Genomic DNA, 21,919 nt, shown 5'->3' with positions numbered 1-21,919 from the left:
GCATGGCGAAAATCGAGAAGATCGAACTGCGTATGGTCGACCTCGTGCCGAAGGTGAAGCGCACGGACGCCATCCAGAGTTTCGTCAGCCAGGAGACGCCGATCGTCACCATCACCGATTCCGACGGCGCGACCGGCACCGGCTACAGCTACACGATCGGCACCGGCGGCTCGTCGGTGATGCGGCTTCTGGCCGACCATCTCGCGCCGCGCCTGATCGGCCGCGACGCCGACCAGATCGAGGCGATCTGGCACGATCTCGAATTCACCACCCACGCCACCACCATCGGCGCCATCACCGCGATCGCGCTTGCCGCCATCGACACCGCCCTTTGGGATCTGCGCGCGAGAAAACAGAACCTGCCGCTCTGGAAGCTCGCCGGCGGCGCCAAGGACCGCTGCCCGCTCTACACCACGGAAGGCGGCTGGCTGCATATCGAGACGCAGACTTTGGTCGACGACGCGCTGGAAGCGAAGGCCAAGGGTTTTACCGGCTCGAAGGTCAAGATCGGCAAGCCGCATGGCTCGGAGGATTTTTCGCGGCTGTCGGCGGTGCGCAAGGCGGTCGGCGACGGCTACGAGATCATGACCGACTGCAACCAGGGTTTTTCCGTCGATGAGGCGATCCGCCGCGCCGAGCGGCTGCGTGACCTCGATCTCGCCTGGATCGAGGAGCCGCTGCCGGCCGACGACATAGACGGCCATGTGCGGCTGTCGAATTCGACGGCGACGCCGATCGCCGTCGGCGAGTCGCTCTATTCGATCAGGCATTTCCGCGAGTACATGCAGAAAGGCGGCGCCAATATCATTCAGGTCGATATCGGCCGCATCGGCGGCATCACGCCCTGGCTGAAAGTCGCCCATGCCGCGGAGGCATTCGACATGCCGGTGTGCCCGCATTTCCTGATGGAATTGCATGTCAGTCTGGTCTGCGCCATCCAGAACGGCAAATATGTCGAGTATATTCCGCAGCTCGATGAGTTGACGGGCGCCAAGATGCGCATCGAGGATGGCCATGCGCTGGCGCCCAGCGAGCCGGGCATCGGCATCGACTGGGACTGGGACGCGGTCAAGGCAAGAAGCATCGGCGAATTCACCACGGCGATCGTGAAGTAGGGAGGCAGATATGCAGCGCATGGGCATGGTGCTCGGATTGAAACCCGAGAAGGTCGAGGAATATGTCCGCCTTCACGCCGCCGTCTGGCCGGACGTGCTGACCATGATCTCGGACTGCAACATCAAGAACTATTCGATCTACCTGAAGCGGCCGGAGAACCTGCTTTTCTCCTATTTCGAATATCACGGCACAGACTACGCCGCCGACATGGCCAAGATGGCGGCCGACCCGAAGACGCAGGAATGGTGGTCGGTATGCATGCCCTGCCAGGAGCCGCTCGAAACCCGAAAGGAAGGCGAGTGGTGGGCGTCGATGGACGAGGTCTTCCATCATGACTGAGGCCTTCGATCCGGCATCGCTGTCGCAGTCCTGGCCGAAGCCGTCGAAGCCGCGCCCGATCGTCACCTTCGGCGCCGGCTCGATCGTCGGCGATGCGCATTTTCCCGCATACCGCAAGGGCGGGTTTCCAGTTGCCGGTCTTTACGATCCGGACCAGGCGAAGGCGCAGAAACTCGCCGAGACATGGGGCGTGACGGCGTTCCGTTCGGTCGAGGAGGCCGCGGCGGTGAAAGACGCGGTCTTCGACCTCGCCACGCCGCCCGGCCGGCACGCCGAGGTGCTGAAGGCTCTGCCGGACGGCGCCGTGGCGCTGATCCAGAAGCCGATGGGCAACTATCTCGGCGAGGCGACCGAGATCCTCGAAATCTGCCGCGCCAAGCAGCTGAAGGCCGCCGTCAACTTCCAGCTGCGCTTCGCGCCGATGATGCTGGCGCTGAAGGACGCGATCGCCAAGGGTTGGCTGGGCGAGGTCGTCGATTTCGACGCGCTCCTGGCGCTCGACACGCCGTGGCAGCTCTGGGAATTCCTGCTCAAGGCGCCGCGCGTCGAGATCGCCATGCATTCGATCCACTATCTCGACCTGATCCGCCAGCTTCTCGGCAATCCGCAGGGCGTGCACGCCAAGACGCTCGGCCATCCCAACCACAAGGTCGCGCAGACCCGCACCAGCGCCATCCTCGATTATGGCGACACGGTGCGCTGCGGGCTGTCGATCAACCACGACCACAAATTCGGCCGCCGCTACCAGGCCTGCGAGTTCCGCATCTGCGGCACCGAGGGTGCGGCCTATGTCAAGCTCGGCCTCAATCTCGACTATCCGCGCGGCGAGCCGGATATTCTGGAAATCCATCCCAAGGGTGGGTCGGAGTGGGTCACCGTCCCGCTTGCCGGCGAATGGTTCCCCGATGCCTTTGTCGCCCGCATGGCCAATGTCCAGCGCTTCGCGTCCGGCGAGGACGCCGAGCTTGTCAGCTCCGTCGAGGATGCCTGGCACACCATGGCGCTGGTCGAGGCAGCCTATAGATCGAGCGCCGCGCCGGCGACGCCGCTGGCCGCGAAGCCGTAAGGCCAGACATGGAACAGACCACCTATTTCGAGGATTACGAGATCGGCTCGTCGCGCGTTACCAGCGGCCGCACCATCACCGAGACCGACTTCGTCGTGCATGCCGGCCACACTGGCGATTTCTTCCCGCATCACATGGACGCCGAGTTCATGAAGACGACGCCTTTCGGCCAGCGCATCGCGCATGGCACGCTGGTCTTCTCGGTCGGCGTCGGCCTGACGGCGAGCGTCATCAACCCGGTCGCCTTCTCCTACGGCTACGACCGGCTGCGCTTCATCAAGCCGGTCTTCATCGGCGACACGATCCGCACGCGCACCACCATCGCGGCCAAGGAAGACGACCCGAAACGGCCAAACGCCGGACGCGTCATCGAACGCGTCGAGGTTTTGAACCAGCGCGACGAGGTCGTGCTGGCCGCGGACCACATCTACATCGTCGAGCGACGGCCCGGCTGAAGGACGGAGATAAAGAATGACTGACATCACAGGCAAGGTCGTGGTCGTCACGGCGGCCGCGCAAGGCATCGGGCGGGCAAGCGCGCTGGCATTTGCCAAGGCCGGCGCCATCGTCCATGCCACCGACATCAACGAGACGGCCCTGGCCGAGCTCGCCAAGACGCCCGGCATTGCGACGCGCAAGCTCGATGTGCTGAACGACGAGGCGGTGAAAGCCGCCTTTGCCGAGATCGGCCACGTCGACGTGCTGTTCAACTGCGCCGGCTTCGTCCATGCCGGCTCGATCCTGGAGATGAAGGACGAGGACCTCGACTTCGCCTTCAACCTCAATGTGCGCGCCATGATCCGCACGATCCGCGCCGTGCTGCCCGGCATGCTGGAGCGCGGCGACGGCTCGATCATCAACATGGCCTCGGTCGCCGGCGCCCCGAAGGGCGTGCCGAACCGTTTTGCCTATGGCGTGACCAAGGCGGCCGTCATCGGTCTCACCAAGTCGATCGCGGCCGACTATGTCGCCAAGGGCATACGCTGCAACGCCATCTGCCCGGGCACGGTCGAAAGCCCCTCGCTTCAGGGCCGCATGCAGGCGCAGGGCGACTATGAAGCGGCGCGCGCGGCCTTCATCGCCCGCCAGCCGATGGGCAGGATCGGCACGCCGGAAGAGATCGCCGACCTAGCCGTCTATCTCGCCGGCGCCACTTATACGACGGGACAGGCCTACAACATCGACGGCGGCTGGTCGATCTGAGGCCGTTACGGCGGTCCAATGACGAGCACGAGGCAGCAATGACGAAAATCACGGACCTCAGAACCTTCGACCTGCGCTTCCCGACGTCGCAAAGCCTCGATGGCTCCGACGCGATGAACCCGGATCCTGACTACTCGGCCGCCTATGTCATCCTCGACACCGATGTCCCGTCGCTGAAGGGCCATGGCCTCACCTTCACCATCGGCCGCGGCAACGAGATCTGCTGCGCGGCGATCGAGGCGCTGCGCCATCTCGTCGTCGGGCTCGATCTTGACTGGGTGAAAGAGGACCCCGGCCGTTTCTGGCATCACGTGACCGGCGACAGCCAGTTGCGCTGGATCGGGCCGGACAAGGGCGCCATGCATCTCGCAGTCGGCGCGGTGGTCAACGCGGTGTGGGATCTCTGGGCCAAGGAAGCCGGCAAGCCGGTCTGGCGGCTCGTCGCCGAGATGAGCCCGGAAGAAATCCTGCGCATCGTCGACTTCCGCTATCTCACCGACGCCATCACGCCCGCTGAAGCACTGGCAATCCTGAGGAAGGCCGAGGCCGGCAAGGCTGAGCGCATCGCCACGCTCGAGCGCGAGGGCTATGCCTGCTACACCACCTCGGCCGGCTGGCTCGGCTATCCCGACGACAAGCTCAGGCGTCTCTGCCAGGAAGCGGTCGACGATGGCTTCAACCACATCAAGCTGAAGGTCGGCCGCGACCGCGCCGACGACATCCGCCGCTTGCGGATCGCCCGCGAAGTCATCGGCCCGGACCGCTATCTGATGATCGACGCCAACCAGGTCTGGGAGGTCGACCAGGCGATCGATTGGCTGAAGGACCTTGCCTTCGCCAAGCCCTTCTTCATCGAGGAGCCGACCAGTCCCGACGATGTCGCTGGCCACGCCAAGATCCGCAAGGCTGTCGCGCCGATCAAGGTCGCGACCGGCGAGATGTGCCAAAACCGCATCATGTTCAAGCAGTTCATCGCCGGCGGCGCGATCGATGTGGTGCAGATCGATTCCTGCCGCATGGGCGGGCTGAACGAAGTGCTGGCGGTGCTGCTGATCGCCGCCAAGTTCGGCCTGCCGGTCTGGCCGCATGCCGGCGGCGTCGGCTTGTGCGAATATGTCCAGCATCTGTCGATGATCGACTATGTCGCCGTGTCAGGCAGCAAGGACGGGCGCGTCATCGAATATGTCGATCATTTGCACGAGCATTTCATCGAGCCCTGCGTGATCCGCGATGCCGCCTATATGCCGCCCCAGTCGCCCGGCTTCTCGATCGAGATGAAGGCGAAGTCGATCGAGGATTACCTGCACCGCGCCTGACATCGGTGCCCGTGATCGCGATGGTGCCGCTGGGCCGACCAGCCGCGAATCGGCTATGCCTGTGGCATGCAGGAAACCTCCCTCTACGAGCCGGTGAAGCGGTTTCTCGAGAGCATGGATTTCGCCGTCAAGGGCGAGGTCGGCGGCTGCGACGTGGTCGGCGTGCGCGCCGGCGAGCCGCCGGTCGTCGTCATCTGCGAGCTCAAGCTGCAATTCAACCTCGAGCTCGTCCTGCAAGCCGTCGACCGCGCGGCGGCCTGTGACGAGGTGTGGCTCGCCGCCTTGATGTCGGCGCGCGGCAAGGGCCGGGAGCACGACCGACGCTTTCGCGCGCTTTGCCGCCGCCTCGGCTTCGGCCTGCTGGGCGTCGGGAAGAAGGGCGAGGTGGAGCTGCTGCTCAGTCCCGCCGCCTGCCGCCGCGACGCGACCCGCGCCGGCGCTCGCGCTTGGTCGAGGAACATCACCGCCGCAAGGGCGATCCGTCCGTCGGCGGCAGCACGCGCAAGAAGCCGATCATGACCGCCTACCGGCAGGAGGCGCTGGCCTGCGCCGCCGCGATGGCCGACGGCCCGAAACGGCCGCGCGACCTGAAGACGCTTTCGCCGCGCGCCGCGAGCATCCTGCAGCACAATTACTATGGCTGGTTCGCCCGCGCCGAGCGCGGCATCTACGCGCTGACGGAAGCCGGCCCCGCGGCGATCGCACCCGCGGCAGTGGCCCTATAAACCATCGCGTGGCGAAAAACTCGCCGGCTTACCATTCGGCAAACGAACCGTCCTTGTGGCGCCAGACCGGGTTGCGCCAGCGATGCCCTTCCCTGGCACGCTCCTTCACATGATCCTCGTCGATCTCGACGCCCAAACCGGGTCCGTCGGGGATCGCGACATAACCATCTTCGTAGCGGAACACGTCCTTGTTGGCGGCATAGTCGAGCAGGTCGTTGCCGGCATTGTAGTGGATGCCAAGGCTCTGCTCCTGGATGAAGCAATTGTAGCTCACGGCGTCGAGCTGCAGGCAGGCGGCCAGCGCGATGGGCCCCAGCGGACAATGCGGCGCCACCGCCACGTCATAGGCTTCCGCCATCGCCGCGATCTTGCGGCATTCGGTGATGCCGCCGGCATGGGAGAGATCCGGCTGAATGATGTCGACGACAGCCTCCTCGAACACCGGCTTGAAGTCCCAGCGGCTGTAGAGCCGCTCGCCGAGCGCGATCGGCGTCGAGCCGAGCGCGGCGATCTCCTTCAGCGCCTCGCGGTTTTCGCTCAGCACCGGTTCCTCGATGAACATCAGCCGGTACGGCTCCAGTTCCTTGACCAGGATGCGCGCCATCGGCCGGTGCACGCGGCCGTGGAAATCGACCGCGATGCCGATATTGGGGCCGACGGCCTCGCGCACCATGGCGACGCGTTCGACCGCGGCGTCGATCCTGTCGTGGCTGTCGACGATCTGCAGTTCCTCGGTGCCGTTCATCTTGAGCGCCTGGAAGCCGCGCGCCACCACGTCCCTGGCGCCGGCGGCGACTTCCGCCGGCCGGTCGCCGCCGATCCAGGAATAGACCTTGATCGTCTCGCGCAGCTTGCCGCCGAGCAGCTCGTGCACCGGGACACCGAGCGCCTTGCCCTTGATGTCCCACAGCGCCTGGTCGATGCCGGCGATGGCGCTCATCAGGATCGGCCCGCCGCGATAAAAGCCGCCGCGATGCATGACGGTCCAATGATCCTCGATCAGACGCGGGTCCTTGCCGATCAGATAGTCGGCCAGTTCCTTGACCGCCGCTTCGACCGTTAGCGCCTTGCCTTCGACCACAGGCTCGCCCCAGCCGCTGATGCCGGCATCGGTCTCCACCTTGAGGAACAGCCAGCGCGGCGGAACGATATAGGTGGTCAGAGCGGTGATCTTCATGCCGGTCTCAGTTGTTCTTCAGTTTCTTGGCGCTGACGAGGTCGCGTGCGGCGAGATCGAGTATCTTGTTGGCCGCATTGCGCGCGGCGACGGCGTCGCGCATGCGCAGCGCCTCGACGACCTCGCCATGCGCCGCCGCCGCTTCCTTGCGCCTGACCGGCGAGATCGTTGCGGTGGCTTCCAGCGAAAACAGCAGCGCGGTGTCGATCAGCTTGCCGATCTGGCGAAAGATCGGGTTGTGGCTGGCGCCATAGACGATCTGGTGGAAGACGATGTCCGAGCGCGAGAATTGCGTCAGATCCTCGCCGGCGCCGGCCATGCCTTGCCAGGCCGCTTCGAGGTCGGCGATCTCCTGCAGCGTCGCGCGTGTCGCCGCGAGTTCCGCGACCAGCGGCTCGATGGCGCGGCGGGTCTCGAGGATCGCGTCGAACAGCTTATCATCCAGCGCATGCGGCGCATGCCAGGCCAGCACCTGCGGATCGATGATGTTCCAGTTGTCCTGGTCGCAGACCACCGTGCCGATGCGCGGCCGGGACAGCACCAGGCCTTTGGCCGCCAGCACTTTCAGGGCTTCACGGATCACGGTGCGGCTGACGCCATATTCGATGCCGAGATCGTTCTCGGTCGGCAGCGACGATCCCGCCGGATAGCGGCCGGAGAAGATGTCGGCGGCGATCGCCTTGGTCACGTCGGGCATGACGCGCGGGCGACGCGCCGTCTCGCGCTCTTGTTTGTCCTCGTCAGCCTTCTTCGGTGTTTCGTTCACCTCAGCCCCTCCTCCAAGGCAGCGAACCCTTCGGTTTACGCGCAATTGGTCCGGCCTTAGCGGATGCGAGTGATTTGCGCCAGCGACTACTTGTCGGACTATCTATCTCATTTATCATACCAGATCAATTGACGGGTATGATAAAATTGACTACACACGATCAATCCGGGCTGAGCGCCCGGCCGTTTGCTGGGAGGTAATCATGCGACTTTTGAAAACCGCGCTCGTCGCGAGTGCTCTTGCCGTCTTGTCGGTCACCACGATCGCGTCGGCCTACGCTCAGGACACCAAGATCGGCTTCATCGTCAAACAGCCCGAGGAACCCTGGTTCCAGGACGAATGGAAGTTCGCCGACCAGGCTGCCAAGGAGAAGGGTTTCACCCTCGTCAAGATCGGCGCCGAGGACGGCGAGAAGCTGATGTCGGCGATCGACAATCTGGGAGCTCAAGGAGCGCAGGGTTTCGTCGTCTGCACGCCGGACGTCAAGCTCGGCCCGGGTATCGTCGCCAAGGCCGCCGCCAACAATCTCAAGCTGATGACGGTGGACGACCGCCTCGTCGGCGCCGACGGCAAGCCGCTGGAAGACGTGCCGCATATGGGCATCTCCGCCACCAAGATCGGCGAGGCGGTTGGCCAGGCCATCGTCGACGAGATGAAGGCGCGCGGCTGGAAGATGGACGAGGTCGGCGCGATTCGCGTTTCCTACGACCAACTGCCGACCGCCGTGGACCGCGTCGAGGGCGCGATCTCAGTGCTGAAGGCAGCCGGCTTCAAGGCGGAAAACATCTTCGACGCGCCGCAGGCCAAGACCGATACCGAAGCCGCGCTCAACGCCGCGACGGTTGTGCTAAACGCCCATGCCGACATCAAGAAGTGGATCGCCTTCGGCCTCAATGACGAGGCGGTTCTGGGCGCCGTGCGCGCGTCCGAAAGCGTCGGCATTCCGGCCGACGGCATGATCGGCGTCGGCATCGGCGGCGCGGAATCGGCGATCAACGAGTTCAAGAAGCCCGCCGCCACCGGTTTCGTCGGCACGGTGATCATCTCGCCCAAGCGCCACGGCTACGAGACGGCGCTCGACATGTATGACTGGATCGCCAACAACAAGGAGCCGGCTAAGCTGACGCTGACTGCCGGCGCGCTGGCCAAGCGCGACGACTACCAGAAGGTGCGCAAGGACCTCGGCATCGAATAGTCCTCCCTGTACAAACGGGCGGGGGCTTGATGCCGCCGCCCGTTTGGCATGCTCAAGAAGGATCGAGGCCCGTGTCCTTTCTCGAATTCTCCAACATCACCAAGACCTATCCTGGCGTCAGAGCCTTGTCGGATGTGTCGTTCGGCGTGGAAAAGGGCGCCGTGCACGGGCTGATGGGCGAGAACGGCGCCGGCAAATCGACCCTTATCAAGATCCTGTCCGGCGACCAGCATGCCGATGCCGGGGAGGTACGCATCGACGGTAAGGTCCAGGCCTATGCTTCGACCAGAAACGCCTTCGACAATGGCGTGATCGTCATCCACCAGGAACTGCAGCTGGTGCCCGAGCTGACCGTCGCCGAGAATCTCAGCCTCGGCCGGTTTCCGGCGAGCGGAGGCGTGATCGCCCGCCGCCGCATGCTCGACGATGTCGGCACCAAGCTGAAATCGGCCGGCATCGACATCGACATGCGCCGCAAGGTCAAGACACTGTCGATCGGCGAACGCCAGATGATCGAGATCGCCAAGGCGGTGATGCTTGACGCCCGCGTGATTGCGCTCGACGAGCCGACCTCGTCGCTGTCCTCGCGCGAAAGCGAGATCCTGTTTAAGCTGATCGACCGGCTGCGCGGCGAGGGCAAGGTCATCATCTATGTCTCGCACCGCCTCGACGAAGTGTTCCGGCTCTGCGACAGCTTGACGGTGCTGCGCGACGGCAAGCTCGCCGCGCATCACGCTTCGCTCAAAAATGTGACGCGCGACCAGGTCGTGGCCGAGATGGTCGGCCGCGAGATCTCCGACATCTGGGGTTTTCGCCCGCGCAAGGCCGGCGAGGTTCGCCTCAAGGTCGATGGCTTGAGCGGCGCCCGGCTGCGCACGCCGGCAAGCTTCGAAGCCCGCACCGGCGAGATCGTCGGTTTCTTCGGCCTGATCGGCGCAGGACGCTCGGAACTTATGCGGCTGGTCTTCGGCGCCGACCCGCGCTCGGGCGGCACGATCACGGTCGACGGCAAGACAATTGCCGCTGCCAGCCCGCATGATGCAATCCGGGGCGGCATCGTGCTCTGCTCGGAAGACCGCAAGCATGACGGCATCATCCAGGGCCGCTCGATCGAGGAGAACATCAACATCTCGTCCAGGCGCCATAACACGCGCTTCGGCGTGCTGAGCCGCGCCAGCGAGATCGAGACCGCCGAAACCTTCATCAAGAAGCTCAAGGTGCGCACGCCGACGCGCAAGCAGGACATCGTCAACCTCTCCGGCGGCAACCAGCAGAAGGTCATCCTCGGCCGCTGGCTGTCCGAGCAGGACATACGCGTTTTGATCGTCGACGAGCCGACGCGCGGCATCGATGTCGGCGCCAAGTCGGAAATCTACGAGCTGCTCTACCAGCTCGCCGAGGACGGCATGGCGATCATCGTCGTCTCCTCCGAGCTGCCGGAGGTGATGGGCATCTGCGATCGCATCCTGGTGATGTGCGGCGGGCGCATCAGCGCCGAGCTCGCGCGCGGCCAGTTCGCCGAAAGGGCGATCCTGGCGGCCGCGCTCCCCGACAAGAAAACCCCCGACGCGATCGCATCCTGAGGATTTGTAATGACCGATCGATTGAAGAAGATCCTGCTCGGCGAACAAGGCCTCGTCGTCATCTTCATCGTCGCTTTCGCGCTGGTGTCGCTGCTCGTGCCGAACTTCCTCACCGACCGCAACATGCTGGGCCTGCTGCAGTCCGTGGTCACCGTCGGCATCGTCGCCTGCACGATGATGTTCTGTCTCGCGGCGCGCGACTTCGACCTGTCGGTCGGCTCCATCGTCGCCTTTGCCGGCATGGTCGCGGTGATGGCCTCGAACGCAACCGGCTCGATCCTGCTCGGCCTGCTCGCAGCGATCGCCTGCGGCGCCGTCGTCGGCTGGATCAACGGCGTCGTTATCGCTAAGTTCCGCATCAACGCCCTGATCACCACTCTGGCCACCATGCAGATCGTGCGCGGCTTCGCCCTGATCTCGTCGGATGGCCGCGCCGTCGGCATCAACAGCCCGGATTTCTACCAGCTTGCCCTGTCGAAACTGCTCGGCATCCCGACGCCGATCTGGGTGCTGGCAGTGCTCTTCGCCATTTTCGGCTTCGTGCTCAACAGCACGGTCTTCGGCAAGAACACGCTGGCCATCGGCGGCAATCCGGAAGCCTCGCGCCTTGCCGGCGTCGATGTCGATCGGACGCGCATCTGGATCTTCACGCTGCAGGGCGTGGTCTGCGGCATCGCCGGCATCCTGCTTGCCTCGCGCATCACCTCCGGCCAGCCCAACGCCGCGGTGGGCCTGGAGCTTTCGGTCATCTCGGCCTGCGTGCTCGGCGGCGTCTCGCTGGCCGGCGGCAGGGCGACGATGTCGGGCGTCATCGTCGGCGTGCTGATCATGGGCATCGCCGAGAACGCCATGAACCTGCTCAACATCCCGGCCTTCTACCAATATATCGTCAGGGGCGTGATCCTGCTCCTGGCCGTGCTGCTCGACAATCTGCGCTCCTCCGCATTGGGGCGGCGCTGATGGGACGGCTCTCCGGAAAACGCATCTTCCTCACCGGCGCCGCGCAAGGCATCGGCTATGCCATCGCCGAGGCCTGCCTGCGCGAGAAGGCCGAGCTGTTCCTGGTCGACCGCGACGCGGAGCTGCTTGCCGAAAGCGCCGGCCGTCTGGGCAAGGTCGCGCATGTCGCTGCCGACATCGCCGACGCCAAGGCAATCGAGGCCGCAATGGCAGCGGCGACGAAGGCCATCGGTCCGGTCAACGCCGTCATCAACAATGCCGGAGTCAATGTCTTCTCGACGCCGCTCGAGGCCACCGAGCACGACTGGACGCGCAATCTCGACGTCAATGTGAAGGGCGCTTGGCACTGCGCCAAGTCGGCGCTGCCGGGGATGATCGGGCAGGGTGGCGGTGTGATCCTCAACATCGCCTCCACCCACGCCTTCACCATCATTCCGCACACCTTTCCCTATCCCGTCGCCAAGCATGCGCTGCTCGGCCTGACCAAATCGCTGGCGATCGAATATGCCGGCAACAATATTCGCGTGAACGCGCTGGCGCCCGGTTATGTCGCCACGCAGAAGGTCATCGACTACTGGAACAGTTTTGACGATCCGGAGGCCGCGCGCGCCAAGACGCTGGCGCTGCATCCAGGCGGGCGCATCGCGATGCCCGAAGAAATCGCCATGGCGACGGTTTTCCTCGTCTCCGACGAATGCCCCTTCATCAACGCCGCCTGCCTCGTCGCGGATGGCGGCCTGAGCGTGCTTCACCACCCCTGACACAAGCCATAGATCGGAGGATAAAATGGCAAATGATGTCTTCGCAAAATCCCTGTCGGCAGGCCGGCAAGCACTTGCGCTCGGTGCAAGCGGCTCTCGCTCATTTCGACCGTTGACTCGCCTTCCGGTCTGTGCAGAAATTGGTTGGACCATTGAACCACTTTAGGCGCAGCCTGCTTGACCGATCTTTTGCCCCCGATCCAGACGACGGCCCGCGATGACGCGGTGCTGAAAGCGTTGGCGGGGTTCGTGCGGCAGGAGGCTCTTGGCCCGGGTGAAAAACTGCCGACCGAGCGCATCCTCGCCGAACGCCTCAAGGTGAGCCGCAACACGGTACGCGAGGCGCTGACGCGCTGGGAAGGGCTGGGCCTCGTCGAACGGCGGCAGGGCTCGGGCACCTATCTCAAGGCCGCCGTCTCGCCCGACATGCTGCACATGCCGCTGACGCTCGCCGGCGGCAATGATTTCGCCGGCCTGATGGCGACGCTGGAGATCCGCCGCGCGCTGGAGGCGGAGGCGGCCGCCCTTTGCGCCATTCGTGCCGGCAAGGCCGAACTCGCCGAGATCGAGCGCAAGCTCGACCTCATGGAGGAGGCCTTCCAGACCCGCGCCGGCATGTCCTCGGACGAGGACTGGGAGTTCCACCAGGCGGTCTTCCGTGCCTCCGGCAATCCGCTGTTCGAGCAGATCATCGCCGCCATGTACGAGATGTTCCACCGCTTCTGGGAACATCCACTCGGCGTGCGCGATTTCGGCCATGCCAGCTTTCCCTATCACCGGACCATTTTCGAGCGCATCGCCGCGCGCGACCCCGAAGGCGCCCGCGCCGAGGCGCTGAAGCTCATCGCCACCGTCGAGGACGATCTGAAGCGCGGCGCCGCCAACCTCAAACTTTCGGACCGCAGATGAACGAGCAGCCCAACACTTTCGACCCGGCCTCCCTGGCCAGCGACTATCTCGGCGAGGCGGCGACGCTGCTTGCGCATGACGATCCGTTCCCCGGCGGCGCCGTGGTTCCGCCGATCTACCAGACCTCGCTCTTCACCTTCGCCAGTTACGCAGACATGGCCGATACCTTTGCAGGCCGGAGGAAACAGCCGATCTATTCGCGCGGCGACAACCCGACGGTGATGGAGTTCGAGGCGCGCGTGGCGGCGCTCGAAGGCGCCGAAGCCGCGCGCGGTTTCTCCAGCGGCATGGCGGCCATCAGCGCCACCGTGCTCGCCTTCGTCGGCGCCGGCGAGCGCATGGTCGCCGTGCGCAACTGCTATGGCGACGCCTACCGGCTGTTCGAGCGCCTGTTTCCGCGCCTCCATATCAAGGTCGACTATGTCGACGGCTCGGATCCCGACGCGGTTGCGGCCGCGCTTCCCGGCGCCAAGCTGCTCTATCTGGAAAGCCCGACCTCGATGATGTTCGAGCTGCAGGATCTCGAGCATCTGACGCGGCTGGCGAAGGAGCAGGGCATTGTCACAACGATAGACAATTCCTGGGCGACGCCCGTCTTCCAGAAGCCGATCTCTCATGGCGTCGACCTCGTGCTGCATTCGGCCTCGAAATATCTGAGCGGCCACAGCGACACGGTGGCCGGCGTGGTGGCGGGCTCGGCCGCCCACATTAAGCACATCAACGAGCAGACCTATTCGCAGCTTGGCGGCAAGCTGTCGCCCTTCGAAGGCTGGCTCTTGCTGCGCGGGCTGCGCACGCTGCCGCTGCGCCTGCCGCACCACATGAAGAGCGGGCTCACCCTTGCCGAGCGGCTGAAGGCGCATGGCAAGGTCGAGCGGGTCAACCATCCGGCCTATTCCAACCATCCCGGCAAGAAGACATTAGCCGGCTATGCCGGGCTGTTCTCCTTCGAGGTCACGGAGGATGTCGACATCCCGGCCTACGTCGATGCGCTGAAGCTCTTCCGCATCGGCGTCAGCTGGGGCGGTCATGAAAGCCTGGTCGTGCCGGCAAAGGCCTCGCTCGAGCAGACGCCGGGCATCAATTCGATGGCGCGCTTCGGCGTCAGCCCCCGAACCATCCGCTTCAATGTCGGATTGGAAAATGTCGAGGATCTCTGGGCTGACATCACCCAGGCCTTCGACAAGTCAAAAAAATAACGAGTGTTCAAAATGGGAGTCCTGAACATGAAAAGACTGACCTTCATGCTTGCCGCCGTCGCCGGCCTGGCGATTTCCGCCAGCGGCGCGCTGGCCGACACCACCATCAAGCTGGTCGAGGTCATCACCAGCCCGCCGCGCACCGAATTCCTGAAGAAGCAGATCGCCGAGTTCGAGAGCGCCAATCCGGGGATCAAGGTGGAGGTGGTCTCGCTGCCCTGGGGCCAGGCCTTCGAAAAATTCCTCACCATGGTGCAGGCCGGTGACACGCCCGACGTTGTCGAGATGCCGGAACGCTGGATGGGGCTCTACGCCAATAACGGCCAGCTCGAGGATCTTGGCCCCTACATGGCCAAATGGCCCGACGCCAAGACGCTCGGCGACCGCGCCAAGCAGTTCGGCTCGACCGTCAACAACACCCAGTTCATGATCCCCTACGGCTATTATGTGAACGCGCTGTTCTGGAACAAGAAGCTGTTCAAGGAAGCCGGCCTCGATCGGCCGCCGGCAACGCTGGACGAGTTCGTCGACTTCTCCAAGAAGATCTCCGCCATTCCCGGCAAATATGGCTACTGCCTGCGCGGCGGCCCTGGCGCCTTCAACGGCATGCACATGTTCATGAACATCGCCGACGGCAAGGGCGGCTATTTCACCGACGACGGCGTCTCGACCATCAACGATGAAGGTTCGGTGAAAGGCCTGCAGATGCTGGCCGACATGTACAAGAACGGCCTGGCACCGAAGGATGCCGTGAGCTGGGGCTTCAACGAGACGGTCACCGGTTTCTATTCCGGCACCTGCGCCATGCTCAACCAGGATCCCGACGCGCTGCTCGGCATCGCCGACAAGATGAGCGCCGACGACTTCGCGGTGGCGCCGTTGCCGGTCGGCCCGAGCGGCAAATCCTACCCGACGCTGGGTTATGCCGGTTGGGCGATGTTCGCCAACTCCCAGCACAAGGACGAGGCCTGGAAGCTGATGGCGACGCTTTTGTCGCCGAAGGACAATCTGGAATGGGCCAAGGAAGTCGGCGTCGTGCCGATCCACAATGGCGCCGACCAGGACGCCCACTTCAAGACCGAGCAGTTCAAGGGCTGGTTCACCGAACTCAGCGATAGCTCCAAATATGAAATGGTGACCCCGCCGACGCATCTGGAAAACCTCGGCAACTTCGTCGACCAGGTGGCGATCAAGAACTTCCAGGAAGTGCTGCTCGGCCAGAAGCCGGCCAAGCAGGTAGCGGATGAATGGGCCGCGTTCCTGACCAAGGAGCAACAGGACTGGCTGGCCAAGAACAAGAAGTGACGCTGTCTTCGCCTTCTCCCCGTTCAACGGGGAGAAGGTGGCCCGATAGGGCCGGATGAGGGGCAGCGCCAGCATTTCTAGGTTCGCGCCTCTTTTCCTTCTCCCCGTTCTACGGGGAGAAGGTGTCACGAAGTGACGGATGAGGGGCAGCGCTGAGTTCTGAAAAGCTGGCGCCGCCCCTCATCTGCCTGCCGGCATCTTCTCCCCGTAGAACGGGGAGAAGGGCGCTGTCGCATACGCCAGCATCCACCTATCACCCCGTAGAGCCAAAAACGCATGACCTACGCAGTGTCCGAAATCCGATCCGCCGCCCGGCCGCGCAACAGGCGGCTGAGCAAGGCTGCGATCGAGCCATGGCTCTATCTTTCGCCTTCTATTGTCCTGCTGGTCCTGGTGCTGTTGGTGCCGTTGATCATCGGCATCAGCTATTCCTTCCGCAAATTCTCGGCCTTCAAGTCGCAATATGTCGGCCTTGCCCAGTACCAGGCGATGCTCTCCGACCAGGTGCTCGGCCAGGCGCTGATCAACACGCTGTGGTGGACCGTCGCCAGCCTGTTCTTCCAGTTCTTCCTTGGGCTGGGCCTGGCGCTGCTGCTCGACAAGCCCTTCTACGGCCGCAAGGTCGTGCAAGCTGTCGTCTTCCTGCCCTGGGCGGTGCCGTCTTTTCTCTCGGGCCTCACCTGGGCGTGGCTGTTCAACCCGATCATCGGGCCGCTGCCGCACTGGCTGTTCGCGCTCGGCCTCAAGGCCGAGCCGACCAACGTGCTCTCCGACCCCGCCACCGCCATGTGGGGGCCGATCGTCGCCAACATCTGGTTCGGCATCCCCTTCTTTGCCATCACGCTGCTCGCCGCGCTGAAGTCGATCCCGTCCGAACTGCATGAGGCCGCGGCCATCGACGGTGCCTCGCCCTGGCAGCGCTTCACCAAGGTGACGCTGCCCTTCCTGGCGCCCACCATCGTCATCACTGTCATGCTGCGCACCATCTGGATCGCCACCTTCGCCGATTTGATCTTCGTCATGACCGAGGGCGGGCCGGCGGGCTCCACCAGCACGGTGCCGGTCTACATCTACGTCAGCGCCTTCAAGTCGCTGGACAAGGGCTATGCCTCGGCCGTCGCGGTGCTGCTCCTTGTGCTGCTCATCGCCTACGCCATCGGCCTGATCGCCATCCGCCGCACGCTGGTGAGGCACGTCTGATGATCGCCGGTCGCTCCACCTCCTCGCGCATCTTCGGCGGCATCGGCCTCTACGCGGCCATCGCGGCTTACGTGATCTTCGCGCTGTTCCCCATCTTCTGGACGCTGAAGATCTCGGTGACGCCCGAGCGCCTGCTCTATTCCGAAGGCATCACCTTCTGGCCGTCTGAGACCACGCTCAAGAACTTCGCCACCGTGCTCGAGGCCTCCGACTTCCCGCGCTATTTCCTGAACAGCGTCATCGTCTCGGTGTCGACGGCGGCGTTCGTCACGGTGATCGCCACGCTGGCCGGCTACGCCATGTCGCGCTTCACCTTCCGCGGCAAGGCGACTTTGGCGATCCTGTTGCTGCTCACCCAGACCTTCCCGCTGGTCATGGTCATCCCGCCGATCTACCGCATCATGGGCGATCTCGGACTCACCAACAGCCTGATCGGCCTGATCATCATCTACACGGCCTTCAACACGGCCTTCGCCACCTTCTTGATGCAGTCCTTCTTCGACGGCATCCCGAAGGACCTCGAGGAAGCGGCGATGATCGACGGCTGCACCCGCGCCCAGGCGATGCGCCGGGTGATCGTGCCGCTGACCTTGCCCGGCATGGGCGCCACGCTCGGCTTCGTCTTCACCGCCGCCTGGAGCGAATTGCTGTTCGCGCTGATGCTGATCTCCAGCGACGAGCAGAAGACCTTCGCCGTCGGTCTGCTCACCTTCATCGGCAAGTTCGCCGTCGACTGGGGGCAGATGATGGCGGCCTCCATCCTGGCGCTGATCCCGGTCTGCGTCTTCTTCGCCTTCCTGCAACGCTATCTCGTCACCGGCCTCACCGCCGGCGCGGTCAAAGGATAAAAGATGGCATCCGTAACGCTGCAACATGTCGAGAAGGATTACGGCTCGCTGCGCATCCTGCACGGCGTCGACCTCGAGATCGCCGATGGCGAGTTCGTCGTGCTGGTCGGCCCGTCCGGCTGCGGCAAGTCCACGCTTTTGCGCATGATCGCCGGCCTCGAGGAGGTCACCGGCGGCGAGATCCATATCGGCGAGCGGCTGGTCAACGATGTCGCGCCCAAGGACCGCGACATCGCCATGGTGTTCCAGTCCTACGCGCTCTACCCGCATATGGACGTCTCCTCCAACATGGGCTTCAGCCTGATGCTGAAGAAGGCCGAGAAGACGACGATCGACAGCCGCGTCGGCGCCGCCGCCAAGCGGCTCGGCCTCGACGCCTATCTCGGCCGCCTGCCGCGCCAATTGTCCGGCGGCCAGCGCCAGCGCGTCGCCATGGGTCGCGCCATCGTGCGCGACCCGAAAGTCTTCCTGTTCGACGAACCGCTGTCGAACCTCGACGCCAAGCTGCGCGTCCACATGCGCGCCGAGATCAAGGCGCTGCACCAGCAGCTCAAGACCACGTCCGTCTATGTCACGCACGACCAGGTCGAGGCGATGACCATGGCCGACCGCATCGTCGTCATGCATGACGGTTATGTCCAGCAGGTTGGCCGCCCGCTCGAGCTTTACGACCGGCCGGCCAACACCTTCGTCGCCGGCTTCATCGGCTCGCCCGGCATGAATTTCTTGCCGGCTAAGGTTGCCAAGGGCGGCAAGGTCGATGCCGTGCTCGCCGACGGCCAGAAGCTTCGGCTGCCGGATGGTCTGCCGCTTAAGGACGGCGACGCTCTCACCATCGGTCTGCGGCCGGAGCACATCAAGCTGGTCGACGATGGTGCGCTCAAAGCCGAGGTCGAAGTAGTCGAGCCGCTCGGCCTGTCGACACAGTTCTATGTCAGGCTGGCCAACCAGCAGATCTGCGTGTTCGTCATGGGCCGCAGCGATGTCAGGCCCGGCGACACGATTCGGCTGGCCGCCGATCCCGCGGCGCTGCATCTCTTCGACCCGGCGAGCGGCAGCAGGATCGAATAGTCAGCGCCACCGGAACGCGTCCAGCATGTAATCCGGATGCGCGTCCAACTCGTCGAAAAGTCCGGCAAGGTCGCCGCTGTCGGCCAATATCCCGGATAGAACCAGCGCGGTCGCCACGCCGGCGGCTTGTCCGCCGGCGATATCGTGCTCGACACTGTCGCCGACACAGACCACGTCGCCGCGCGCTGGATTTCCTGCCAGCGCCAGCGCCGCTTCGTAGATCGCCGGGAAGGGCTTGCCGATACGGGTGACGCTGCCGCCGAGACGTTCGTAAAGGTCGGCGATTTCGCCGGCGCCGAAGCGCGGTCCGACCGCGGTCAGCATGATCCGATCCGGGTTGGTGCAGAAGCACGGCACCTGCCGCGCCGCTGCCGGGCCGAGAAGCCCGCAGTAGTGATCGAGGTCGTAGCGGTCGCCTTCGCTGGCCGCGATCAGCACCAGTTCGGCGTCGTCGCCGCGCTCGGTCAAAACAAGCGGCAGGCCCTCGATCGCCGAGCGGTCGCTGTCGCGGCTGATCAGCAGGCATCTTGTGCCGGCCGGAAGCGTGCCTTCGCGCGCCATGTCCGTGAAAATGCGCCAGGCCACCTCGCCGGATGAGACGAAATGGTCCCAGCTTCCCGCCTCGAAACCAAGCTTAAGCAGCCGCCTCTCATTGGGCTCCGCCCGCTTGCCGGAGTTCGAGATCAGCGCCACCGTTTTGCCGGCCCGCTTTAGCGCCGACAGGGCTTCGACCGCGCCAGGGTAAGGCCGCTGCCCGTCATGCAGCACGCCGAACTGGTCGAGCAGGAACACGTCGTAGCGCTCCGCGAGCGCTGCGATCCCGTCGAGATGCTCGGCATGTTTCTCGATCACAGCAGCCCCGCTTCGCTTGCGCCCTTGAGCGCCAGCCGTGCCGTGCCCGCGGCTGCCTCGTCGGACAGAGCGGCCCGGAATTCGACGCCGAGCTTTCGTTGCCGGATCGCGGTCCAGGCGGCATTGGCGGCGCCGCCGCCGACGCTGCGCACCGATGTCAGCCGGGGTGCGCCGAGTTCGGCAAGCCTCCGGTAGCCGAGCGCCTCGACGGCCGCGATCCCTTCCAGCATCGCCTTCAGATAGTCGGCGTCGGATCGCGGCCGGGGCAGGAGCCGCGGCTGCAGCGCCGGATCGGCAATGGGAAAGCGCTCGCCGGGCGAGCCGAGCGGATAATAATCGAGGCCGGTCTCCGTCGCGGGATCGATCGCCGCGCTGAGCTCGATGATGCGGGCAAGCGAAAAATGCTGCGCGAGCACCTTGCCACCGGTGTTCGATGCGCCGCCCGCCAGCCAGGCGTCGCCGAGCCGGTGGCTATAGATGCCATAGCGCGGTGCAAAGATCGGCCGGTCGGACAGGATCTTGATGGTCAGCGACGATCCGAGCGCGGTCACGCCGTCGCCGGCGGCCACCGCGCCCGTTGCCAGGAACGAGGCACAGCCATCCGTGGTGCCGGCAACGACGGCGACGTCGCGCGGCAGGCCAAACAGGCCGGCGGCGGCTGCCGTAAGCCTGCCGGTTACGCTGCCCGGCCTGACAACGGCAGGCAGAAGCTCCATGCGCATGCCGGTCGCCGCGATCCATCCCGGCCAGCGGCGCGCCTCGGCGTCGTAGCCGGTCTTCAGGCCGTTGTTCTCGTCGCTGACGTCGAAGCGGCCGGACAATTGTCCGGCGATCCAGTCGGCCTGGTGCAGCACGGCATGGATGTCTGGCAGGCGCTGGAACCAGAGCGTCTTGGCGAGACCGGATGTCGCCCCATGCGCGGCGCTTGCTTCCGGCGCCGCGCCGCCGATCGCGGCGAGGATGGCCGCATCGGGAACCTTGTCGTTGTACATCAGCGGCTCGGCCAGCGGCCGGCCGGCGCTGTCGATCGGCAGCAAGGTGCCGGACGTGCCGTCCACGGCGATTGTCCGCACCGCTCCGCGGTCGATTTGTGAGAAGAGTTCCCGTAGCGTCGCCTCGACCGCGGCCCACCAGACGGCAGGATCGCGGCCGTTCGCGCCGAAGCGATCGAGCGGCGCGGCGGCGCTCGCGGCGATGGAGAAGTCCGGACGCATCGCAACGGCACGCGACCCGGACGTGCCGATGTCGATGCCTACTGCGAGCGGCACCATTCACCTAACCCGCGGCGTTGAGTTTCTGGCGATACTGCTCGGCATCCCAGTTGACCAGCTCGTCATTCTCGGCGGCGGTGAGATAGTTCAATCGCGCCGTGATGTCGATGCGCGCGGTCACGTCGGCGAGGCAGCGCTGCATGGCGTCAGCGCCGGAGCTGGCGTCGCCGCGCATCAGCACGCCGGCGCCGGGAAAGAGCACCGCGACGGGATTCGTGCTCAGCCGAGCGGCGACGTCGGCGACCTGCTCGCCGGACCTTGCCACGACGGAGCCCCGGCCAAGAAAGATGACGTGGTCCGGATAGAGGCTGCCGGCTTCTGCGATGCGGCAGCTGTCCGGGTCGAGCGCCACCGCATGCGCCTCGACATCCGCCGGCAATCGGTAGCCGCTGGCGCCGGCAAGCGCCGTCAGCGCCGCGATATCCGGGGCTGCTGTCTGTCGCGCCGGGCGGGCCAGGAGCGATCTTACCCGATGCAGCAGACGCTCCGCCTCGGCCACCGTCTCCGCCGCGACGACCAGGCCGTGATTGCCGAGGATCAGGACGTCGACCCCCGGCCGGAGGCGTTCGGCAATGCCCTGGGCAAGCGGCAGGCCCGGCCGGCGATAGGGGACATACGCCCACGCAATCCCCTGAAGACGCCGCCCGGCCTCGGCCTCGCAATCGGCCTGGACGGCAAGTGAGATCGTCTCGACGCAGTGGACATGCAGCACGACCCGTTGCGGCATCAGCGCATGCACGGTGGTCTCGATCGATGGCCGCAGGCCGCGCGGATTGAGGGCATCGATGGCGAAGGCCTGCGGCTTGTCGGCGCTCGGATCGCGTCGTTCCACCGCCTCGATGAGCGGACCCATCGCCACCGGCACCATGATGTCGTCGGTCAGCGCGTCCTTCAGCCATGTGCCGGAGGCCTTGATCCACAGTGTGTCGCCTGCCTTCAGCGATGTGTTGCCGCCGGCTGCCTGGGTCAGGTGCGGATCGGCGCCGATGGCGGCCGAAAGCGCCCGCAAGGCAGCCAGCTCCTGCGCATCAACTGTGGTCGCCATGGCGATCTTCCT

21 protein-coding genes and 1 pseudogene are annotated in these 21,919 nt (G+C 65.0%); 17 read left to right on the top strand and 5 right to left on the bottom strand.

Annotated elements, in window-relative coordinates:
* The first annotated feature begins 2 nt into the window (after positions 1-2).
* The 7 genes and pseudogenes from EJ069_RS21915 (at position 3) to EJ069_RS21885 (ending at position 5,765) form a co-directional block, all read left to right on the top strand.
* On the top strand, positions 3-1,115 hold the full coding sequence (locus EJ069_RS21915; protein ID WP_126063083.1) for a mandelate racemase/muconate lactonizing enzyme family protein: 1,113 nt from the start codon (positions 3-5) through the stop codon (positions 1,113-1,115).
* 10 nt (positions 1,116-1,125) lie between these two features.
* Positions 1,126-1,455: an L-rhamnose mutarotase gene (locus EJ069_RS21910; RefSeq protein WP_126063082.1), complete on the top strand. Its 330-nt coding sequence runs from the start codon at positions 1,126-1,128 to the stop codon at positions 1,453-1,455.
* Positions 1,448-2,521 (top strand): Gfo/Idh/MocA family oxidoreductase, encoded by a 1,074-nt coding sequence (locus EJ069_RS21905; protein WP_126063081.1) that lies wholly within the window; start codon positions 1,448-1,450, stop codon positions 2,519-2,521. The genes EJ069_RS21910 and EJ069_RS21905 overlap by 8 nt, the downstream gene beginning before the upstream one ends.
* Positions 2,522-2,529: 8 nt before the next feature.
* Positions 2,530-2,976: a MaoC/PaaZ C-terminal domain-containing protein gene (locus EJ069_RS21900; protein WP_126063080.1), complete on the top strand. Its 447-nt coding sequence runs from the start codon at positions 2,530-2,532 to the stop codon at positions 2,974-2,976.
* Between the two features lie 16 nt (positions 2,977-2,992).
* Positions 2,993-3,724: an SDR family oxidoreductase gene (locus EJ069_RS21895; protein ID WP_126063079.1), complete on the top strand. Its 732-nt coding sequence runs from the start codon at positions 2,993-2,995 to the stop codon at positions 3,722-3,724.
* 38 nt (positions 3,725-3,762) lie between these two features.
* The gene (locus EJ069_RS21890) at positions 3,763-5,040 is read left to right on the top strand and encodes an L-fuconate dehydratase (RefSeq protein WP_126063078.1); all 1,278 of its coding nucleotides are present in this window, start codon (positions 3,763-3,765) and stop codon (positions 5,038-5,040) included.
* Between the two features lie 66 nt (positions 5,041-5,106).
* Positions 5,107-5,765, top strand: a pseudogene (locus EJ069_RS21885) (DUF2161 family putative PD-(D/E)XK-type phosphodiesterase).
* 28 nt (positions 5,766-5,793) lie between these two features.
* Here the strand turns inward: EJ069_RS21885 and dgoD are convergent.
* Positions 5,794-6,942: a galactonate dehydratase gene (gene dgoD / locus EJ069_RS21880; RefSeq protein WP_126063077.1), complete on the bottom strand. Its 1,149-nt coding sequence runs from the start codon at positions 6,940-6,942 to the stop codon at positions 5,794-5,796.
* A gap of 7 nt (positions 6,943-6,949) precedes the next feature.
* Positions 6,950-7,639 (bottom strand): FadR/GntR family transcriptional regulator, encoded by a 690-nt coding sequence (locus tag EJ069_RS21875; RefSeq protein ID WP_126064836.1) that lies wholly within the window; start codon positions 7,637-7,639, stop codon positions 6,950-6,952.
* A 271-nt stretch (positions 7,640-7,910) separates the two neighbouring features.
* Between EJ069_RS21875 and EJ069_RS21870 the strand changes: the two genes are divergently transcribed.
* The 10 genes from EJ069_RS21870 (at position 7,911) to ugpC (ending at position 18,739) form a co-directional block, all read left to right on the top strand.
* Positions 7,911-8,903, top strand: a complete 993-nt coding sequence (locus EJ069_RS21870) for an arabinose ABC transporter substrate-binding protein (RefSeq protein ID WP_126063076.1) — start codon at positions 7,911-7,913, stop codon at positions 8,901-8,903.
* Positions 8,904-8,974: 71 nt separating this feature from the next.
* The gene (gene araG, locus EJ069_RS21865) at positions 8,975-10,486 is read left to right on the top strand and encodes an L-arabinose ABC transporter ATP-binding protein AraG (protein WP_126063075.1); all 1,512 of its coding nucleotides are present in this window, start codon (positions 8,975-8,977) and stop codon (positions 10,484-10,486) included.
* Positions 10,487-10,495: 9 nt separating this feature from the next.
* Positions 10,496-11,446 (top strand): L-arabinose ABC transporter permease AraH, encoded by a 951-nt coding sequence (gene araH, locus EJ069_RS21860; RefSeq protein WP_126063074.1) that lies wholly within the window; start codon positions 10,496-10,498, stop codon positions 11,444-11,446.
* A complete protein-coding gene (locus tag EJ069_RS21855; protein ID WP_126063073.1) occupies positions 11,443-12,207 on the top strand; it encodes an SDR family oxidoreductase in 765 nt (254 codons plus the stop codon). The genes araH and EJ069_RS21855 overlap by 4 nt, the downstream gene beginning before the upstream one ends.
* Before the next feature lie 177 nt (positions 12,208-12,384).
* Positions 12,385-13,116 carry a FadR/GntR family transcriptional regulator gene (locus EJ069_RS21850; protein ID WP_126063072.1) on the top strand — a complete coding sequence of 244 codons (732 nt, stop codon included), beginning with the start codon at positions 12,385-12,387 and terminating at the stop codon, positions 13,114-13,116.
* Entirely contained in the window at positions 13,113-14,315 is a 1,203-nt protein-coding gene (locus EJ069_RS21845) for a PLP-dependent transferase (protein WP_126063071.1), read from the top strand. The genes EJ069_RS21850 and EJ069_RS21845 overlap by 4 nt, the downstream gene beginning before the upstream one ends.
* 27 nt (positions 14,316-14,342) lie before the next feature.
* Positions 14,343-15,620: a sugar ABC transporter substrate-binding protein gene (locus tag EJ069_RS21840; RefSeq protein WP_126063070.1), complete on the top strand. Its 1,278-nt coding sequence runs from the start codon at positions 14,343-14,345 to the stop codon at positions 15,618-15,620.
* Between the two features lie 276 nt (positions 15,621-15,896).
* Complete coding sequence (locus tag EJ069_RS21835) at positions 15,897-16,820, top strand: sugar ABC transporter permease (RefSeq protein WP_126063069.1); 924 nt, start codon at positions 15,897-15,899, stop codon at positions 16,818-16,820.
* Positions 16,820-17,668, top strand: coding sequence for a carbohydrate ABC transporter permease (locus EJ069_RS21830; RefSeq protein WP_126063068.1), 849 nt, complete (start codon positions 16,820-16,822; stop codon positions 17,666-17,668). Before EJ069_RS21835 ends, EJ069_RS21830 begins: the two co-directional genes overlap by 1 nt.
* A 3-nt stretch (positions 17,669-17,671) precedes the next feature.
* Positions 17,672-18,739, top strand: coding sequence for a sn-glycerol-3-phosphate ABC transporter ATP-binding protein UgpC (ugpC, locus tag EJ069_RS21825; protein WP_126063067.1), 1,068 nt, complete (start codon positions 17,672-17,674; stop codon positions 18,737-18,739).
* On the opposite strand, the gene EJ069_RS21820 is transcribed toward ugpC, so the two are convergent.
* The 3 genes from EJ069_RS21820 to EJ069_RS21810 are packed head-to-tail and all read right to left on the bottom strand — an operon-like array spanning position 18,740 to position 21,907.
* On the bottom strand, positions 18,740-19,591 hold the full coding sequence (locus EJ069_RS21820) for a TIGR01459 family HAD-type hydrolase (RefSeq protein WP_126063066.1): 852 nt from the start codon (positions 19,589-19,591) through the stop codon (positions 18,740-18,742).
* Entirely contained in the window at positions 19,588-20,862 is a 1,275-nt protein-coding gene (locus EJ069_RS21815) for an FGGY-family carbohydrate kinase (protein WP_126063065.1), read from the bottom strand. The genes EJ069_RS21820 and EJ069_RS21815 overlap by 4 nt, the downstream gene beginning before the upstream one ends.
* 4 nt (positions 20,863-20,866) lie before the next feature.
* Positions 20,867-21,907, bottom strand: a complete 1,041-nt coding sequence (locus EJ069_RS21810) for a class II aldolase/adducin family protein (protein WP_126063064.1) — start codon at positions 21,905-21,907, stop codon at positions 20,867-20,869.
* Between the last annotated feature and the right edge of the window lie 12 nt (positions 21,908-21,919).

The organism is Mesorhizobium sp. M2A.F.Ca.ET.043.05.1.1 (assembly GCF_003952445.1).
Lineage (GTDB): Bacteria > Pseudomonadota > Alphaproteobacteria > Rhizobiales > Rhizobiaceae > Mesorhizobium.
Note: the sequence above shows the minus strand (reverse complement) of the source record. Positions and strands in the feature narration are given on the sequence as shown.

Bases quoted from the DNA above. Each gene is read 5' to 3' on its own strand.
- ugpC (WP_126063067.1), top strand. From the start codon at position 17,672: ATGGCATCCGTAACGCTGCAACATGTCGAGAAGGATTACGGCTCGCTG.
- EJ069_RS21870 (WP_126063076.1), top strand. From the start codon at position 7,911: ATGCGACTTTTGAAAACCGCGCTCGTCGCGAGTGCTCTTGCCGTCTTG.
- EJ069_RS21910 (WP_126063082.1), top strand. From the start codon at position 1,126: ATGCAGCGCATGGGCATGGTGCTCGGATTGAAACCCGAGAAGGTCGAG.
- EJ069_RS21875 (WP_126064836.1), bottom strand. From the start codon at position 7,639: ATGCCCGACGTGACCAAGGCGATCGCCGCCGACATCTTCTCCGGCCGC.
- EJ069_RS21835 (WP_126063069.1), top strand. From the start codon at position 15,897: ATGACCTACGCAGTGTCCGAAATCCGATCCGCCGCCCGGCCGCGCAAC.
- EJ069_RS21900 (WP_126063080.1), top strand. From the start codon at position 2,530: ATGGAACAGACCACCTATTTCGAGGATTACGAGATCGGCTCGTCGCGC.
- EJ069_RS21890 (WP_126063078.1), top strand. From the start codon at position 3,763: ATGACGAAAATCACGGACCTCAGAACCTTCGACCTGCGCTTCCCGACG.
- dgoD (WP_126063077.1), bottom strand. From the start codon at position 6,942: ATGAAGATCACCGCTCTGACCACCTATATCGTTCCGCCGCGCTGGCTG.
- EJ069_RS21905 (WP_126063081.1), top strand. From the start codon at position 1,448: ATGACTGAGGCCTTCGATCCGGCATCGCTGTCGCAGTCCTGGCCGAAG.
- EJ069_RS21830 (WP_126063068.1), top strand. From the start codon at position 16,820: ATGATCGCCGGTCGCTCCACCTCCTCGCGCATCTTCGGCGGCATCGGC.
- EJ069_RS21815 (WP_126063065.1), bottom strand. From the start codon at position 20,862: ATGGTGCCGCTCGCAGTAGGCATCGACATCGGCACGTCCGGGTCGCGT.
- EJ069_RS21810 (WP_126063064.1), bottom strand. From the start codon at position 21,907: ATGGCGACCACAGTTGATGCGCAGGAGCTGGCTGCCTTGCGGGCGCTT.
- EJ069_RS21895 (WP_126063079.1), top strand. From the start codon at position 2,993: ATGACTGACATCACAGGCAAGGTCGTGGTCGTCACGGCGGCCGCGCAA.
- EJ069_RS21845 (WP_126063071.1), top strand. From the start codon at position 13,113: ATGAACGAGCAGCCCAACACTTTCGACCCGGCCTCCCTGGCCAGCGAC.
- EJ069_RS21915 (WP_126063083.1), top strand. From the start codon at position 3: ATGGCGAAAATCGAGAAGATCGAACTGCGTATGGTCGACCTCGTGCCG.
- araH (WP_126063074.1), top strand. From the start codon at position 10,496: ATGACCGATCGATTGAAGAAGATCCTGCTCGGCGAACAAGGCCTCGTC.
- EJ069_RS21840 (WP_126063070.1), top strand. From the start codon at position 14,343: ATGAAAAGACTGACCTTCATGCTTGCCGCCGTCGCCGGCCTGGCGATT.